The organism is Rhizobium terricola (assembly GCF_012927355.1).
GTDB classification, from domain to species: domain Bacteria; phylum Pseudomonadota; class Alphaproteobacteria; order Rhizobiales; family Rhizobiaceae; genus Allorhizobium; species Allorhizobium terricola.
In genome coordinates, this window is the sequence record NZ_JABBGK010000002.1 from 616715 (window position 1) to 633108 (window position 16394).

General features: G+C 62.3%; 15 protein-coding genes and 1 tRNA gene. 6 read left to right on the forward strand and 10 right to left on the reverse strand.

The annotated features are described in order from the left end of the window. The first annotated feature begins 171 nt into the window (after positions 1 to 171). Positions 172 to 1059, forward strand: coding sequence for a polyphosphate kinase 2 (gene ppk2 / locus HHL25_RS12740; protein ID WP_169591112.1), 888 nt, complete (start codon positions 172 to 174; stop codon positions 1057 to 1059). A gap of 24 nt (positions 1060 to 1083) precedes the next feature. On the opposite strand, the gene HHL25_RS12745 is transcribed toward ppk2, so the two are convergent. Further along, positions 1084 to 2271 (reverse strand): hypothetical protein, encoded by a 1188-nt coding sequence (locus HHL25_RS12745; RefSeq protein WP_169591117.1) that lies wholly within the window; start codon positions 2269 to 2271, stop codon positions 1084 to 1086. 287 nt (positions 2272 to 2558) lie between these two features. Here HHL25_RS12745 and HHL25_RS12750 point away from each other — a divergent pair, with 287 nt between their 5' ends. The 5 genes from HHL25_RS12750 (at position 2559) to HHL25_RS12770 (ending at position 6334) form a co-directional block, all read left to right on the forward strand. Next, a complete protein-coding gene (locus tag HHL25_RS12750) occupies positions 2559 to 3518 on the forward strand; it encodes an NAD(P)H-dependent flavin oxidoreductase (RefSeq protein WP_169591121.1) in 960 nt (319 codons plus the stop codon). Positions 3519 to 3564: 46 nt separating this feature from the next. Continuing rightward, the gene (locus HHL25_RS12755; protein WP_169591124.1) at positions 3565 to 4629 is read left to right on the forward strand and encodes a DUF1176 domain-containing protein; all 1065 of its coding nucleotides are present in this window, start codon (positions 3565 to 3567) and stop codon (positions 4627 to 4629) included. 124 nt (positions 4630 to 4753) lie between these two features. Further along, a tRNA-Thr gene (locus tag HHL25_RS12760) sits at positions 4754 to 4829 on the forward strand. 191 nt (positions 4830 to 5020) lie between these two features. Continuing rightward, the gene (locus HHL25_RS12765) at positions 5021 to 5932 is read left to right on the forward strand and encodes a hypothetical protein (protein WP_169591130.1); all 912 of its coding nucleotides are present in this window, start codon (positions 5021 to 5023) and stop codon (positions 5930 to 5932) included. 93 nt (positions 5933 to 6025) lie between these two features. After that, complete coding sequence (locus HHL25_RS12770) at positions 6026 to 6334, forward strand: hypothetical protein (protein ID WP_169591133.1); 309 nt, start codon at positions 6026 to 6028, stop codon at positions 6332 to 6334. 9 nt (positions 6335 to 6343) lie between these two features. On the opposite strand, the gene HHL25_RS12775 is transcribed toward HHL25_RS12770, so the two are convergent. From HHL25_RS12775 to HHL25_RS12815, 9 genes are all read right to left on the reverse strand, one after another. Beyond that, positions 6344 to 7249 carry a glycosyltransferase family 2 protein gene (locus HHL25_RS12775; protein ID WP_246701796.1) on the reverse strand — a complete coding sequence of 302 codons (906 nt, stop codon included), beginning with the start codon at positions 7247 to 7249 and terminating at the stop codon, positions 6344 to 6346. Next, complete coding sequence (locus tag HHL25_RS12780) at positions 7249 to 7878, reverse strand: class I SAM-dependent methyltransferase (RefSeq protein WP_169591141.1); 630 nt, start codon at positions 7876 to 7878, stop codon at positions 7249 to 7251. The genes HHL25_RS12775 and HHL25_RS12780 overlap by 1 nt, the downstream gene beginning before the upstream one ends. Next, positions 7868 to 8440: a DapH/DapD/GlmU-related protein gene (locus HHL25_RS12785; protein WP_169591146.1), complete on the reverse strand. Its 573-nt coding sequence runs from the start codon at positions 8438 to 8440 to the stop codon at positions 7868 to 7870. The genes HHL25_RS12780 and HHL25_RS12785 overlap by 11 nt, the downstream gene beginning before the upstream one ends. After that, positions 8437 to 9675: a glycosyltransferase family 4 protein gene (locus HHL25_RS12790; protein WP_315853074.1), complete on the reverse strand. Its 1239-nt coding sequence runs from the start codon at positions 9673 to 9675 to the stop codon at positions 8437 to 8439. The genes HHL25_RS12785 and HHL25_RS12790 overlap by 4 nt, the downstream gene beginning before the upstream one ends. Further along, a complete protein-coding gene (locus tag HHL25_RS12795) occupies positions 9567 to 10838 on the reverse strand; it encodes a hypothetical protein (RefSeq protein WP_169591154.1) in 1272 nt (423 codons plus the stop codon). Before HHL25_RS12795 ends, HHL25_RS12790 begins: the two co-directional genes overlap by 109 nt. After that, positions 10835 to 12184, reverse strand: coding sequence for a lipopolysaccharide biosynthesis protein (locus tag HHL25_RS12800; protein WP_169591157.1), 1350 nt, complete (start codon positions 12182 to 12184; stop codon positions 10835 to 10837). The genes HHL25_RS12795 and HHL25_RS12800 overlap by 4 nt, the downstream gene beginning before the upstream one ends. 11 nt (positions 12185 to 12195) lie before the next feature. Next, positions 12196 to 13440 (reverse strand): WcaI family glycosyltransferase, encoded by a 1245-nt coding sequence (locus HHL25_RS12805; RefSeq protein WP_169591161.1) that lies wholly within the window; start codon positions 13438 to 13440, stop codon positions 12196 to 12198. Next, on the reverse strand, positions 13437 to 14420 hold the full coding sequence (locus HHL25_RS12810) for a GDP-L-fucose synthase family protein (protein WP_169591166.1): 984 nt from the start codon (positions 14418 to 14420) through the stop codon (positions 13437 to 13439). The genes HHL25_RS12805 and HHL25_RS12810 overlap by 4 nt, the downstream gene beginning before the upstream one ends. Positions 14421 to 14857: 437 nt before the next feature. Then, positions 14858 to 16165 (reverse strand): UDP-glucose dehydrogenase family protein, encoded by a 1308-nt coding sequence (locus HHL25_RS12815; RefSeq protein WP_169591170.1) that lies wholly within the window; start codon positions 16163 to 16165, stop codon positions 14858 to 14860. Positions 16166 to 16394 lie beyond the last annotated feature (229 nt).

Below are 16394 nucleotides of genomic sequence, written 5' to 3' on the forward strand. Positions count from 1 at the left end.
CCTCTTAGCGTCGATTCATGACAGATGTTTGCGACGCGCACCATTGCATTCACAGGGTTTTCCCCGTCGCCACGCGAGATTGCGGATATCAGCAATGGCTTGAATTCACCGGGCAATTGTGCCCTGACTAGATGTCGCCGGCATCGCATCGGCAGACGAAGAGGAAGAACAATGGACACTGCACCGGAAAGCCGCGCGGTCACGCTGACGATCGACGGCGAGCAACGCATCTTCGATATCGACGACCCCAAGCTGCCGAAATGGATCGACGACGAGTCGCTCGCCTCCGGCGGCTATCCTTACGACAAAAAGATGGATGAGGACGAATTCGAGGACGATCTCGAAAAACTCCAGATCGAACTCGTGAAGGTGCAGTTCTGGCAACAGAAGACGGGCAAGCGCGTGATGGCCCTGCTAGAGGGACGCGACGCGGCAGGAAAGGGCGGCACCATCCATGCGACGCTGTCCTACATGAACCCGCGTTCGGCCCGCGTCGTGGCGCTGACCAAGCCGACCGAAACCGAGAGTGGCCAGTGGTACTTCCAGCGATATGTCCCGCATTTCCCGAGCGCCGGCGAGTTCGTACTGTTCGACCGCTCCTGGTACAACCGGGCCGGTGTCGAACCGGTCATGGGCTTCTGTACGCCCGAACAGTATGAGGACTTTCTCAAGCAGGCGCCGCGCTTCGAGAAACTCGTCGAGCAGGACGACATTTATTTCTTCAAGTTCTGGCTCGATATCGGCCGCAAGATGCAGCTGGAGCGCTTCCATGACCGGCGCCACGACCCTCTGAAGGTCTGGAAACTGTCGCCGATGGATATCGCCGCGCTCAACAAGTGGGACGACTATACCGAGAAGCGCGACCGCATGCTCAAGGAGACGCATACCGAGCATGCTCCATGGACGATCGTCAGGGCAAACGACAAGCGCCGCGCCCGGCTCAACGTCATCCGCCACATCCTGCTGTCACTCGACTACGAGGGCAAGGACGAGGGCAAGATCGGCAAGCTGGACAAGAAGATCATCGGCTCGGGGCCGGATTTTCTTGGGAAGAAGTAGGATTACGCGCGAGATGCCGGGCGATCATTCGCCCGGCAGGATACGCACTGAATAGAGATTGACCCCGCGGTCTTCGCCGCCAAGGTCACCGTTGAGCAGAATTCGTCCCGGCGTTCCCGGGGCCATCGCTCTCTCGAAGGAAACGCGGAACAAGGCATCGGACTTTTCCGGATTGACCGTGAAGCGATGCCGCGCGCAATCGCCCAGCCGGCCGAAGTCGCAGGCAACCGAAATCTGGACCGGCTTGTCGTCCGACGACTGGACCGTCAGCGCGATGGTCGACACCTTGCCGGCCATCTCCCGGAGTACTTCCGCCGGAACCGTGATCTCCACGCTGCCGTCGGCATCGCTGCTGCGCGAGACCACGCGCACAGCCGTGCCGTCGCTCGCCGTGACGACATCGACCAGGGCATTGCTGCGCGGACGGATCGAGGCGATCTGTTTGGGCTCGAAGACCTCGACCCAGTTGTCGGAAAAGCCGCTCTGTGCGTCCAGCGCCTTCGGTTCCTGGGTCTCCGCGGATGTCTGTTCGCTGCCGGTGAAATCCTCTTCCTCGGCTTTTGGCGGTGGATTGGGAACGCTGGTGTCACGCTCGGCCGCCGTCAGCAGGACCCCGGTCGAATAGACCCACCAGGCGCCCATTCCGAGCGACACAAGAAGGACCGCCATCATGAAGATGCGCGAATAGAAGCCGCGGCGTCGCGGCTTGCGGGCGCGCATCGGCTCTTCGACACGGACCTCGGCCGCGCGATCGACGTCGTCGCGAAGCGGGGTGCCGACCGATATGTCCGCCGACGGCTCGATGCGTTCGTCACGGGACGCTGTCAGGCCATGATCCGACTGAACGGGCGGCGGAGCGGATTCGCCGCCGCCGAACAGCTGCGGTTCAGACCGGGTCGGCGCCGGTGCTGCGGCGGGAGATTCGATCTCGGGAGAGGAAACAGGTGCCCCGGAAGGCGCCTGGCGGGCCGGCTCGTCGGGCGGCGCCACGGTGTCGTCCAGCCGGTTGCGCTCTTCCAGTTCGATCGAATGGATCAGCGCCTCCAGGCGGTGCCGCTGGTAGGCAACGGTTTCCGGGTCGTTGATGTTCTGCTTGCGCAGGCCGCTCTCGAGCGCCTGTCGTGCTGACTGATAAATGCGGGCACGGGTTTCCGCATTGGTGCGATCCGAGCGCTCGAGAGCGTTTCTGATTGCCGTTTCCAATCCGTTCAAGGGTGCACTTGCTCCTGTCGGCGGCACACGATCCGCCCGCGGCCTGCCCTTTTAACGATTCGGTAACGGCTGGAGGCGCGATCCGCAAGCCCTGCCCTTGCCCTAAGCTCAGATACGCAGAAGAAAGTGGCGCCTTCGAGAAGCGCTGGCTATCCTTGCCGCGAGCCCGTTCGCGGGTGCGGCTGCGGGGCAGGATCGACAGGCGGCACCTGAGTGGCCTTTTCCTGCCGCGGCACATCTGCTAGCGTATTGACGTTTCCGTAAACGTAACTCTTTGTGAGGTTTCCATGGCACTTCCGCCGGTCCTTTCCGATCATCTCAGGCTTCCGGTGGTCGCTTCGCCACTCTTCATCATCTCGCATCCGCAGCTGACGCTCGCCCAGTGCAAGGCCGGTATCGTCGGCGCGTTCCCGGCACTCAATGCGCGTCCCGAGGCTCAGCTCGACGAGTGGCTGGCCGAGATCACCGAGGAACTGGCGAACCACAACGCCCGCAATCCCGAACGACCGGCGGCGCCGTTCGCCGTCAACCAGATCGTCCACACATCCAACAAGCGCCTCGAACACGACCTGATGATGTGCGTGAAGTACAAGGTTCCGATCGTCATTTCCTCGCTCGGCGCCGTTCCGGAGGTCAACGCCGCGGTTCATTCCTATGGCGGTATCGTGCTGCATGACGTGATCAACAACCGCCATGCCAATTCGGCGATCCGCAAGGGTGCCGACGGCCTGATCGCGGTGGCGACCGGCGCCGGCGGGCATGCCGGAACGCTCTCGCCCTTCGCACTCGTGCAGGAAATCCGCGAATGGTTCGATGGCCCGCTGCTGCTGGCCGGTGCGATCGCCACCGGCGGCGGAATTCTCGCCGCGCAGGCGATGGGCGCCGACATGGCCTATATCGGCTCACCCTTCATCGCCACGACCGAGGCCCGCGCCTCAGACGCCTACAAGCAGGCGATCGTAGAGGCCCATGCGAACGACATCGTCTATTCCAACTACTTCACCGGCATTCACGGGAATTACCTGAAGTCATCGATCATTGCCGCCGGGATGGATCCAGACAACCTGCCGGTCGCCGATCCGTCGAAAATGGACTTCGACAAGGCAACGACCGGCGCCAAGGCCTGGAAAGACATCTGGGGCTGCGGCCAGGGGATCGGCGCGGTGAAGGCCGTCGAACCGGTCGCCTCCCTCGTCGACCGGCTGGAACGCGAATACATCCACGCAAAAAAGGCGATTTGCGGCTGAGACCGCGGCTGCTAGCGTCTCCGCATCATCATGTTGCGGAGACACCATGCGTCACACAAATATCATCGGCTCTTCCCTCCTGTGGCTACTCGCGGCCACGGCAAGCTCTTCCGCCGGGGACGGCGCCTTCAAGGAGTTCAAGAACTGGCAGGTCATGTGCGGGCAGACACAGAGCTGCAGCATGCGACAGTTTATCTCCGACAACCCCATCAGCCAGTTCGAACTGCGGCGCTCCGGAACCCCGGAAGCACCGGTCGTCCTCGTCGTTTCCCCGAGAGAAAGCGCCCTGACCGAGGGCTCCCAGCCGACCGCCGTCACGCTCAGCGTCGACCAAGGCGAAGCGCTTGCGCTCGACGGGGAAGCCGTCAAGATCGACAGCCTTGCGGGCTCGATCAGCCTGTCGGCTGATTTTATCGGTGGCGGTTTCATTGATCAGTTGAAGAACGGAACGACGGTCAAGGTCAAGATCGAGCGCGGAGAAGCAAAGGCGGAAGGCGAGGTAGGCCTGGCCGGGGCTGCAGCCAGCCTGCTCTTCATTGACGAATTCCAGAAGCGCAACGGTCACACCGATGCCATGACGGCAAAGGGCGACAAGGCACCCAACCCCGCCCTTCCGGTTTCGGACATCCTCACATTCGCCGACTTCCCCGAAAAGATGCGCGGCTACTTCAAGGAAGGGGCTATCTGCGCCGACACCGAGGAGACCCTCTTCGACGGTAATGCTCTCGCCCACAAGATCGACGAGAACACCACGATCTACGTGACGCCCTGTGGCATGGGCGGCGCCTATAACCTGCCGTTCGCCGTTTTCGTCGACAGTTTCGACATGGTGACCCAGATGGCCTTTCCGGTCATGCAGGACGGCGCCCCGAGCGCCATGGCCGTCGGATACAATGTCGGCTACGACTATGAGACGCGCAGCCTTTCCGGCTTCTTCAAGGGCCGCGGCATCGGCGATTGCGGGACCTACAGCCAGTGGAAGCTCGCGGAAAATGCCAACGGCCCCGCACTGATCCTGGAAACGGAAACCTTCCGGGACTGCCCAGAGCAGTTCGACGAGAACGGAATGATCGACCCCGGGACCTGGCCCAAGACCTGGCCGGTCAAGTAAGCCTCGGCCAACCGCGACGCCCCGCCGGAATTTTTCCCCGGCGGCGGAAAAGCGGCTTGAAATCGCCGGGCAATGGCTGTATCAGCCCATCACCAATCGCCGTGCGGACGTTCCGCCCGGCCGGGCCGCTTTAGCTCAGGTGGTAGAGCACATCATTCGTAATGATGGGGTCACAGGTTCGAGTCCTGTAAGCGGCACCATTCTCCACAGTACTTCTCTCTCGTTCGACCGTAACTTCCCGTTCCGAATCGGTGTTTTCGTGCGGGCAAACAAATCGTGAAAAGTACCGTCTTTTCAACGTCCCTCGCGGATGAACGTCCCCGGCGAAACAGGGATCGCTAGAGTCTTCCGACAGCGCCGGCGCATCGGCGTCGCAACAAGGGAGCTTACGGTGGTCCAGATCAGTCTTCGTCTTTCGCCCGGCGCCAATTCTGTGCGAAGGGCGTTCAACCGCAACATCGTGGCCTGGGGAGATAGCCTCACAGCCGGGAGTGGAGTTGCCGGGAGCCTGACCTATCCGGTCCAGGCGGCTGCGCTTTTCGGCGGCGCGCGCAGCATCACGGCGAAGGGAGTCGGCGGCCAGACCGCGGAACAGATCGCGGCACGCCAAGGTGGCCGCGCCATTCTCGTCAGCCTCGCCGAAAATATCATCGGGGCAAAGGGATTGCCGCTCCAGTCCTGGAGCTTCGATTTCGCCAGCACTGCCGGCTGGACCAAGATCGGCAGCTCGGGGCTTCTCGACAACAGCGGAAACGTCCTCAGGCGAAGCGGGGTGACGGACAATCTCGGCGGCACTGCCATCCTACTCGGAAAGACGGTGCCGAGCGGACACACGATCACCGCGACCTTCGATCTCACTGAATATTCCGGCGGTTCGAACGCCGTCAAGATCAAGATCGGCCCGGCCAGCAGTTCGGGATCGGTCGGCACCTGGCAGGGAATCGAGAATGTCACTGCCGACACGATCGGCCAGCACGTGGTCAGCCACAGCGTCAGCGGCGCTTCGGCACTCGCTTATGCCTTTCGGTTCAATGGCACGCCTGCGACTGCGGCCAGTTTTGCGATCGACAACCTGGTCATCGAGGAACGCGCACCCTATGCCGCAGACGTCGTGACCACCAGGACGATCAATATCCTTCAGGACAGCGGGGTCTTCACCGGCAGCGCCAGCGGAACGCTTGCCGGACAACGCGGGACAATGCTGACGGACAGCGCCGGGAGCTGGTTCTTTTCGCGCATGGATGACGGCGATGCCGTGCCCTGCCCGGCCGGCACAGTCTTCTTGCCGGACGAGGCACCGTAGCTGCGCGATCACGTCGCGTGGATCTGGGCCGGCAACAATGGCGTCACGACCGATCCGAACACGGTCACCGACGCGCTGTCGCATATCGCCGCCATGGTGGGCCACCTGGGGCATCGACGTTTTCTGGTCGCAGGAACACTGATCCGCTCCTCGGATGGCGAAGACCTGAAAGTGCAACGGCTGGACCTCAATGCGCGGCTCTCGGCAAGCTATGGCGCCCGCTATGTCGATCTCCCCGGCTTGCTCCGGCCGGCCCACAACGGATCGGCAGAGGATCTCGCCGACGTCGCCGCACAACTCGTTCCCCGTTCGCTGCGGATCGATGCGGTGCATCTCAACGGCGCCGGTTACGCCATTGTGGCCCAGGCGATGCATGCGGCGACGACAGCGAGAGGGTGGTGAGGCCGAAGATCAGAGGGAGAGCCCGGTCAGCCGGGCGAGCTCATTCCGCTTGTTCTCCGCCGTGACATGCCGCCGAAGCGCACGCTCCCATTCGAAGACCTTGGCGCCGACCAGGAAGCGATACCAGAAGCCTTGCAGCCCGTGGTAGATCAGCCCCTCCCGTCCATCGAGAAAGCCCAGCTGGACGACATAGCGGAACAGGAAATAGCCGAGCGCGGCGAGCGGAAAGGGCATGCGGTCGTAGACCTGTTCCTTGATCCAGCGTTTACGGGCGACGCCTGGGGCGGTTTGGTCCTGCCGACCCCGTATTTCACGCTGGAACAATCCATGCCGCCGGTTGAGGATTTCGACCGCTTCGCGCGTCGCATAGCGATTGTGCTTTTCGACGAAGAAACCCAGATCGTTCAGATTGTGATCGGCGAAGGGTTGCTGGAGGCAGACGATCCGGCCGCCATCGATGACCACGTGTTCATCCATCCAACGATCCTCCACCCGTCCCCGCCCATGCCGCCAGATGCGGGTGAGGACCAGCGGATAGCGACCGCCGTGGCGGATCCAACGTCCGAGAAAGATCTGCTTCCGCTTGAGGGCGATGCCCGAAACGTCCGCCGCCATGGCCGGCAGTGTCTCGCAAATCTCCTCCGCGAGTTCGGCGCCGATGACTTCGTCGGCGTCGAGGCGCATCAGCCATTCCGTGCGGATATCGGCCTGCCTGACACCCCATTCGAACTGCCGGGCGTGACTGGTGAAAGTCTGCTGCAAGACCTCTGCACCGGTCGCAAGCGCGATCTCGACCGTGCGGTCGGCGGAGAAGGAATCGATCACGACAATCCGTTCGGCGAAGGGCTTCACCGAGCGGATGGCCCGCTCGATATGCCGTTCTTCATCGCGTGTGAGGATCAGGACCGTGAGCATCAGTAGAAGTAGGCGTCCGTTCGCGTGATGCCCCATCGCCCCGGCCCCGGCCCGACGAAGGACTGCCGGCCTTTCAGCGCCGCGCCTTGGTCGAGGACAAGGTGATCGTAGCGCCACGCGTCGTCGAGAATGACGACGCCACCCGAACGCACATGCCGCGCCGCATGGGCAAAGCAGCGCGGCCGCAACGGGACGCCGACCGCTCCTGCAACATCGTCCAGGCCGTCCACGAGGATCACGTCATAGCGACGGTCGAGGGCTTCGACGTAGCGATCGAGCTCCGCGTTTTCCGGGCGCTCGATGGTCACGCAACGAAGATGCACGACGGCATTGGCGGGGTTGGCGGTGCGGGCGAAAAGCGAATGCCACTCCGGCTGATGCTCGACTGCGGTCACGTCCCTCGCACGCCGGGAGAAGAACACGGTGGAGCCGCCGCTGCCATATTCGAAGACCGACATGTCCCGCGTGAGGAAAGCTTTGAGGAAATCGATCGCCGGCCAGGAAATCCAGGGAAGCCCGGCCTCAAGCGGATTCAGCGTGGCGCTCGCGGCATAGCGCCCAAGATCGGCAGGGCGTTTCATAAAGTGGCCGGCAAGGCGTGCGGAGCGTGTCAGGTAACTACCCTGCATGTGCCACCTGCATCTTGCGCGGGATCGCTCGCGCGGGGTTGCCGGCAACCGTGGTCGAGGCCGCGACATCGCGAGTGACGACCGAGCAGGCGCCGACAACCGCACCTGCCCCGATGACGACGCCGGGCATGACGAAGGCGCGCGCACCGACGAAAGCCTCCGAGCCGACGGTGATCGGGGCCGTGATCAGATGGCGCGAGGGCTGGTCGCACGCGTGAGTGCCGGTGCAAAGATAGGCCTCTTGGGCGATCGTTGCTCCGGCGCCGATCTCGATCCGTCCCAGGCTGTAGAGATTGGCCCGATCGCCGATGCAGGCGCAATCACGAAGCACGACATTCCACGGTGTGTGAAACCGCGCCCTCTGGTGGACGAAGGGGCGCCCCTCGATCCGAGTTCCGAACATCTTGAGGATTAAAAGTCGCCAGGCATTGGCCGGCTTTGGCGTCCAGACACACAGGAACATCCAGGCATAGTCGAACAGCAGCATTCCGAGGCGGGTCCTGATGGACCAGGGGCTATCGCCGGGTTTCTGCTGGTGGAGGAAATGTCGCGCCTCGTTCATCGCCCCGCCAGCTCCGACAGGTCCGCGAGCATCTGATCGGCAATACGTTCCGGCGTAAAATGCCGTGCCGTATCCCGGGCGGCGTCGGCCAGACTTTCGCGCAGCACCCCATCCGCCAGCAGCGTCTTCACACACCCGACGAGGTTGGCGACACCATCATGGCGGTGATCAAACACCAGACCGTTTTCACCCGGAACGAGATAATCGCGAAAACAATCGAGTGCGGAGACCACAACAGCGCAGCCACAGGCCATGGCCTCGAGCGGCGCCAGCCCGAAGGCTTCACCCTTTTCTGCGACGGAGGGATAGACAAAGACCGCGGCGCGCCTCAGCCGGTCCACCAGCGCCGCGCCGTCATAGATCGGTGGCTCGAAGTCTATGCGGGCAGTGCCGTTACAAGCGAGCGCCTTCAAGCCCGCCAGATAATCCGGCCCGTCGCCGCCGTGCGCGGTGTCGGAAGGACCGATGATAGTGAGCCGCCAGTCCGGAAAACGAGGAGCGACCTCTTCGAAGGCTTTCAGCAGCAGATCGATCCCCTTTTCGCGGCTGAGCCGACCGAGATAGACGATCTCGCAATCCCGGCTGCACAGCTCGGCCACCATTGCGCGTGCAAAATCATGGCTGATCGGATTGGGAACCACCCGCACCCTCGCGGCGGCTTCCGGCGTCTGCCTGCCGATCGTCTCGGCGACGGGGCGGGACGCGGCGTGGAACCTTGCCGCCCGGCGATAGAATCGCATCTGCCCCTTGGGATGACGCCCGACGCTGACGGCGATCCTGCCGGCCTTACGCAATGGCAGCAGGATCGGGGCTGCGACGCTGTTGGTGATCGTGACATCGGCCGGCGGCATTCGCCAGGCGACAAACAGGCAATAGACGACATCGATCAAGCGGTAGAGCCACCCGACTGGCGGCGGATCGCAGGACGGCAGGCGGATATGGTGGATCCCATTTTCCAGCTCGTCGCGGGGCAAACCGGAAAACCGGCGGGACAGCATCGTCACGGCATGCCCTCGCCGGGCATATTCGAGCGCCATGGCATATTGCCGCCGCTCGACGGCGAGGCCACGCACGGGCGGCACCGGAAAGAATGGGCCAAGCACGATGTTGATCCGAAGCCTGCGCATCATCCCTTCTCCGACTTCGGCAAAGGCGAAGACCAAGGCGAAACCAGCAAGTCGTGGTGCCCGCGAGCCGGCAGGCGCCCCTTCTCCAAGGCTGCGCCGAGGAAGCATGACCAGACGACCAGGTAGCAGCCGTCGAACGTGGCGAAGAACTGATAGCCGTTCTTGAAGCTGAATACCGACCAGATCAGCAACACGGCGCCGGTGGCGAGCGAGAACCCCATGCGTGACAGAATGACGATAAACCACGCCGCGCCGACAAGGCCGACCTTTGCGAGCATGGACCAATAGCCGTTTTCGACATCAAAGCGGGAATACTCCTGCCAGCGCGGGTCGCTCGACGGAATGCCGGGCCCGACCGGCAACATCAGCCCCCTTCCGAGCAACAGGGTGCCCGCATCGGCAAGGACGGTCTTTTGGGCATAGCGGATTTCTTCGGCCCGGGTTTCGTCGACGCTGCCACCGTCACTCCAGAACGTTTGCAGGCGCTCGAAGGCGACCGGACTGCCGACCGAGATCACCAGGCCGAGCACGGCGGCCGACAGGATGCCGAAGACGGTATTTCGGACAGAGAAACGGACAAAGAGAGCGATCACGAAGAGCATGCCCATGATGAGCAGGATGCTCTTCGCACCGGATTCCAGCAATGTCAGGCCGACGATCAGCAGCAGCCCGTATCGTTGCGTGACGGCGGCATAGAAGAAGATCAGCAGGGCGGAGGTGGTCGGATAGAGGAGAACACGCGAACCGTCCTCGGAAAACGAAGCGATGTTCGCGACCTCGATGCCGACCCGAAACAGCAGGACCTGGAGCGCCTGACTGACGGCGAAGATGTAGACGAGGACATCGACCGGAGAGGATAACCGGCGTGTGGACCGATGACGGGCAAGGATGCCTGCAATCGTCCGTGACATCGGCCCGTAACCCGCAAGCAGCACGCAGAGGAATGAGAAAGGCATGCCCTGGCGAAACAGCTGGAAGTAGGAATAGGGCTCGCCGGTAATGGACACCTGTACGGCTGACCAGAGCACCACCAGCAGAAGGAAGGGGCCGGTCAGCAGCAGGCCCGAGCGCGCCAGGAAGACGTACGGCAGCAGAGCCAGAAGGGAGAGGGGCTGGGTCACACTGTTGCCGATCCCCATCGGAACGGCAAAGACCAGCAGCGGCAGCGCGACAACAACCGAGCTCCAGGTCTGCCCGTCGCCGCGTGGCGCCGGACGGCGCGCCGGCATAGATGGGTAGACCGCCTGCCGACGAACCGCTTGATTGCTCATGGCCGAACCACCTGACGGGACACGCGCCCGATCCTGATGGCGCCGGCGTGACTGCACCTCAGTTGCCAGGCCACAAGGAGGAGCATGGCAGCTTCGATCACCGCCATCGCCAAAGCCACATCCAGCACGCCGGGATCCGGCGCCATCAAGGGAACGAGGGCCAGAGCGAAAGCGAGCAGCAGATAGACATGGGAAAACTGCCCCTGCCTGTTGATTGCCACAAAGGGACTTGCGGCGGCGGTCCAGAGCGCATTGCAGCAAACGGCCACAGAGCAGAGTGCGAACAGGGTCGGGTCGGCATGAAGCCGGCCGCCGGATAGCGTTGCGAGGACCGAAGGCCCGAACAGCACGAGCAGAATTCCGGAAGGCACGGTGATAGCTGCCGCAAGGCCTAGATTGAAACCTGTCACGCGTGCGGCGGTCACCGGATCCCCCAGGGCCAGGGCGCGGGAGAGTTCCGGCACGCTCGGCCGCAGCGCAAGGCCGGAGAATTGCAGCGGGACCCGGGTCAACAAGCGCACGGCCGCCAGCACTGCCACCGCTGCCGACCCAGCCACCCAGCCGAGGGTCACCAGCGTTCCCTGGATCACAAGAACACCGGCCAGGGTCAGCGACACGTTGGCGAATGAAGGGCTTGCAAGGCTCTTCAACACCGACCAGTGGCTCTTGCTCGACTTGTCGCCATTCAGCCAGGGATACGCATGGCGAAGGTGGAGATGCAGCAGGCCATGCCCGATCAGGCGCACGGCGAGGCACGCGAGCATTGCCGCCGTGAGCATGCCTCCCGACCAAGCAATCGCGAGAACGACGAGGCCTTCCAGCAAGGCGAGACTGCCGTTGAAAGCCGCAGCCGTCGCATAGCGGAGGGATGAACGATAGACGGCCATCATCAATCCGATATGGGCAAGACTGACCGAATAGACGGTCACGATCACAAGGCTCCAGGCCATGTCTGCATTGGCCATCCGATCAAACGCCGATGAAGAGGAGGCGAAGAGAAGATGGCCTGCATAACCGAGAGGCAGCAGTGCCAGCACGCCTGTGGCCAGCGTGACGAACAACCTTCCGGCACGCACGATCTCACGCGCTCCGGCGTGGTCACCGCGGGCAAGTCTCCCCGTGAGTTCCACTCCAGCGGCCGTTCCGATTCCAAGATCACCAAGCTGAAGAAACATCGGGATCGTCATCAGCAACAGCCAGTTGCCGTATCCTTCCGCACCCCATTTCGCCGTCAGCACCGGAATTGCAGCCGCCTGAACAAGGAGGGTCACGGCCTTCTCATAGAAGCTTGCCAGGCCGCCGCGCAGGATGCGTGCACGGACGGACGACGCTGCCAACTGCTGCAACGACCACCGCATCACGCGAATACCCCGAGCACGCCAACCCAGCAGATCAAGTCGGCGATGCGCGCCAGGGCGCCGGGTCGCGACAGAAGCCGGGCGCGCCGTAGCCGTCCGTCGCTAGGCTCGACCTGACGCCGGCCGGCAGATCTGCGGATTTCGCCCACCATCGCCTTCAGATCGCCGGGCGCCACAAGAACGGCCTCGTGCCCGAGAAAATCGGCAAGTTCCGTGCCGGGCTCGGCATTGACCAGAATCGGTTTCCCGGAGGCGAGCATGCCGCCAAGCTTGGAGGGCAAGGCAAGATCAGCAACGCCCCGTTCCTGCGGAAGCACGTGGAGATCGGCCATGTTCAACAGTTCATTGAGGCGGGAGGCCGGTTGGAACGGCAGGAAACGGAGATTGCCGAGTTGACCGAACTGCGCCTCCAGTTCCGCCTTCAGCGGTCCCTCGCCGGCAATCACAAAGTGAACCCGCGGCTCGTCGACCAGCGCTTCGGCTGCCATGAGAAGCGTACGCAGGCCGTGCTTGGCGCCGACGGTTCCGGCATAGAGCACGACGAAATCCTCGTCCGCGAAACCCAACGACCGGCGAAGATCGCCCGGTTCCTCCAGCGGAAAGATGTTTTCGAGATCGACCCAGTTGCGGACCACCGAAAGGCGCCGATTGTCCACTCCCTTCGCCAGAAGCTTTTCCGCCATCCGGTCGGAAATGGTGACGACCTTGTCGAAGCGGGGCAGGACAAGTTTTTCGAAGGAAAATGCAATCGTCTTCAGCCATCCGCGGTCCCAGAGATGACCAACCGCGAAGGCCGCATCGACTTCCAGATCCTGCACGTGGAGCACCGTCCTCGTTCCGGCGATACGTGCTGCGAGCAGGGCAACGGGAGCCGTGCACAGGGTCGGCTCGACGCAGAAGAGCACATCCGGCCGGCGACGGATCACTTGCCAGACGATCACCGGTGCCGACGTCAGGGCGAAGGTCAATGGCGCAACCAGCCGCCGGACTCCGCCCATTTTCCTGCTCAGGACAAGGGGGCAACGAAGGATACGCAACCGGGCTTCATGTTGAGAAGAGTAGCGATTCGAAAAGCCCGCAGACACCCTCCAGTCGGGATAATGGGGCGGCGTCGTCACGACGGTCACATCCATGCCGAGGCTCGCCAGGTGTTCCGCGATCTCGCCGGTGTAACGTCCGACGCCGGCCATCTCCGGGGCATAGTTCATGCCGTAGATCACGACGGTCTTGCGCGCCTCGTTCATGATGGCGAGCCCTGCGTTGCAACTGCGCGACCGGCAGACCGCCCTGCCCGGCCCTCCGCGAGAAAGGCCGCGTAAGTGTGGGCCAGTCCTTCTCGCAAGTCGATGTGCGCCGTCCATCCAAGCGCTCTGAGACGGCCACCGCTCAGCAGTCTGCGCGGCACACCATCCGGCTTGGCGACATCGCAGACAATGTCTCCGACAAAGCCGACCACCTCGCCGATCATCTCGGCCAGGTGGAAAATGCTGATTTCTTCGCCCGAACCGATGTTGACAGGGCTCGAATCGGAATAGGATTTCATCAGCGCGATGCAAGCATCTGCACAGTCATCAACGTGCAGGAATTCACGGCGCACTTCGCCGCTGCCCCAGATCGAAATCGTGGGATCTCCTCCAAGCTTTGCCTGGTGCGCCTTAAGAATCAAGGACGGGATGACATGGCTTGAGCGGAGATCATAGTTGTCCCCGGGGCCATAGAGATTGGCCGGCATGGCCGAGATAAAATCATCTCCGTATTGACTGCGATAGGCTTGGCAAAGCTTGATGCCAGCGATCTTGGCGATCGCGTAAGCCTCGTTGGTCGGTTCAAGCGCTCCGGACAACAGAGCATCTTCCTCGATCGGAGACTGTGCGAATTTCGGATAGATGCAGGCGGAACCCAGGAACAGGAGTTTTTCGACGCCGGATCGGTGCGCGACCTGGATGACGTTCAATGCGATCGCCAGATTGTCAGCAAGGAAATCCGCTGGCGCTTCGCTGTTGGCAAGGATCCCGCCGACCCTGGCCGCGGAAAGAAATATGGCATCCGGCCGGTTTTTCTCGATCCAGTCCTCCACCACGGCCTGCCGGGAAAGATCAAGTTCGCTGCGATCTGCAAAAAGGATCGTGCAACGTTCTCCCGCAAGACGACGCATCAAAGCCGAGCCGACCATTCCGCGATGGCCTGCAACCCAGACCCTCTTCCCCGCGAGATCATAGGCCATCGCAAGCCTCGCATTGCTGATCTTGAGTTCCCGCGCGAGCTACGCGGAACACCACCATTTCCCGGCACAGGTCGCCAGCGAAGGCGAGCGCCTTCAAGGGGTTTCCGCGATCGAATCGCGACCTACGTTTCATGCCGTGAACAAAACAACCTCTGGAAAGAGAAATTCGATCCAGAGGGGGCCCGGCCTGCTCCGCAATTCCGGCCATCAACGCAAAACTGGTCAAGCGCTCACCCCCATCACGGGTATGAAACGACGATCTACATATTCAACTTTCGAGATTCATTAAAACTTTATGCAACCAAATATAGCGAAAAGAACGGCGGACGCAACGCGAAATTTCTCATTTCGCAATTTTTGGGTGCAGCGAATTGCGCGAATGCCGACGCAGCGTCTTTCCGCGTGCGCCGAATAGGTCTGTCAGGGCTCAGATGACTCTAGTCGGTGCGACCGACGCTTTCATAGACAAAGCCCTGTCCGCGCACTTCAGCCGGGACGAAGACGTTGCGCAGATCGACAAGAACCGGTTGTTTCATCAGCCCGCCGAGCCGCCCGAGATCCAGGTCTCGGAACTCCTTCCACTCGGTGATGATGACGAGTGCATCGGCGCCGCTGGCAACGGTCTCGACGCCGTCGCAATAGGAAAGCTCGGGCATCGCCAGCCTTGCCGCATCCATTCCCTCAGGATCATAGGCCTTGAGGACGGCCCCCTTGTCGAGCAGAGCCTGCACGATCGACAGAGCCGGAGATTCACGGATGTCGTCCGTGTCCGGCTTGAAGGTCAAACCGAGAATACCGATGGTCTTGCCGCGCAGCTCGCCTCCCACGGCACGCTCAACCTTGCGGGCCATCGCGCGCTTGCGCGTCTCGTTAATGCCGACGATCGTCTCGATCAGGCGGATCGGGCTGTTGTGGTCCTGTGCAGTTTTGACCAGCGCCAGCGTGTCCTTCGGAAAGCACGAACCGCCATAGCCGGGGCCGGCATTGAGGAACTTCTGGCCGATGCGGCTGTCGAGGCCCATTCCGCGCGACACGTCCTGAACATTTGCGCCGACCTGTTCGCAGAGGTCGGCAATCTCGTTGATGTAGGCGAGCTTCAAAGCGAGGAAGGCATTCGCCGCATACTTCGTGAGTTCTGCCGAACGGCGCGAGGTGAAAAGCGTCGGATGCCGCGTCGCGTCGAGGGCGCCATAGACTTCGCTCATGATGGGGCGTGCCCGTTCGTCGTTCAAACCCACCACGACGCGGTCAGGCGCCATGAAATCGTCGATCGCGGCACCTTCACGCAAGAACTCGGGATTGGAGACGACTGCGACATCGGCGTCCGGATTGGTCTCGGCGATGATCCGCTCGAGCTCGTCGCCGGTTCCGACAGGCACAGTCGACTTGGTGACGACCACGGTGAAACCGCGAACAGCCCGGGCAATCTCGCGCGCCGCGGAATACACATAGGTCAGATCGGCATGGCCATCGCTCTTGCGGGAGGGGGTGCCGACAGCGAGAAAGACGACATCAGCCGCGGCGACCGGTTCTGCGAGGTCGGTGGTGAATTTCAGCCGACCGGCCGCAGCATTCCGCTCGACCAGCGCCTCGAGGCCCGGTTCATAGATCGGAACTTCGCCCGCATTCAGCATCGTGATTTTGTCGGCAGCCTTGTCGATACAGACGACGTCGTGACCAAATTCTGCAAGACAGACACCCGACACGAGCCCGACATAACCAGTACCAATAATCGCAATGCGCACAGCTTACCCCATTTTCCGGAATGCCCGGTCCATAAAAAAATCGCCCCGGCAGGCCATCAGCAAACGAATAGCGCACTTGGCCGCTTGGGACGCCCCGTGGCCTCGACGTCCGGAAATCCCTAGCCCATCAGGCGCCGGAAACCAAGAGGACAGGAACTGTGGCCGGACCGATAGAGGATCTGTATGCATCGGTTGTGACAGGTGCAGGTAACAACAAAAGGCCCCGCGA

Excerpts from the sequence above, each read along its gene's own strand:
- HHL25_RS12750 (WP_169591121.1), top strand. The coding sequence starts at position 2,559 with ATGGCACTTCCGCCGGTCCTTTCCGATCATCTCAGGCTTCCGGTGGTC.
- HHL25_RS12790 (WP_315853074.1), bottom strand. The coding sequence starts at position 9,675 with ATGCTTCCTCGGCGCAGCCTTGGAGAAGGGGCGCCTGCCGGCTCGCGG.
- HHL25_RS12755 (WP_169591124.1), top strand. The coding sequence starts at position 3,565 with ATGCGTCACACAAATATCATCGGCTCTTCCCTCCTGTGGCTACTCGCG.
- HHL25_RS12795 (WP_169591154.1), bottom strand. The coding sequence starts at position 10,838 with ATGAGCAATCAAGCGGTTCGTCGGCAGGCGGTCTACCCATCTATGCCG.
- HHL25_RS12770 (WP_169591133.1), top strand. The coding sequence starts at position 6,026 with ATGGTGGGCCACCTGGGGCATCGACGTTTTCTGGTCGCAGGAACACTG.
- HHL25_RS12785 (WP_169591146.1), bottom strand. The coding sequence starts at position 8,440 with ATGAACGAGGCGCGACATTTCCTCCACCAGCAGAAACCCGGCGATAGC.
- HHL25_RS12805 (WP_169591161.1), bottom strand. The coding sequence starts at position 13,440 with ATGAACGAGGCGCGCAAGACCGTCGTGATCTACGGCATGAACTATGCC.
- HHL25_RS12810 (WP_169591166.1), bottom strand. The coding sequence starts at position 14,420 with ATGGCCTATGATCTCGCGGGGAAGAGGGTCTGGGTTGCAGGCCATCGC.
- ppk2 (WP_169591112.1), top strand. The coding sequence starts at position 172 with ATGGACACTGCACCGGAAAGCCGCGCGGTCACGCTGACGATCGACGGC.
- HHL25_RS12775 (WP_246701796.1), bottom strand. The coding sequence starts at position 7,249 with ATGCTCACGGTCCTGATCCTCACACGCGATGAAGAACGGCATATCGAG.
- HHL25_RS12780 (WP_169591141.1), bottom strand. The coding sequence starts at position 7,878 with ATGCAGGGTAGTTACCTGACACGCTCCGCACGCCTTGCCGGCCACTTT.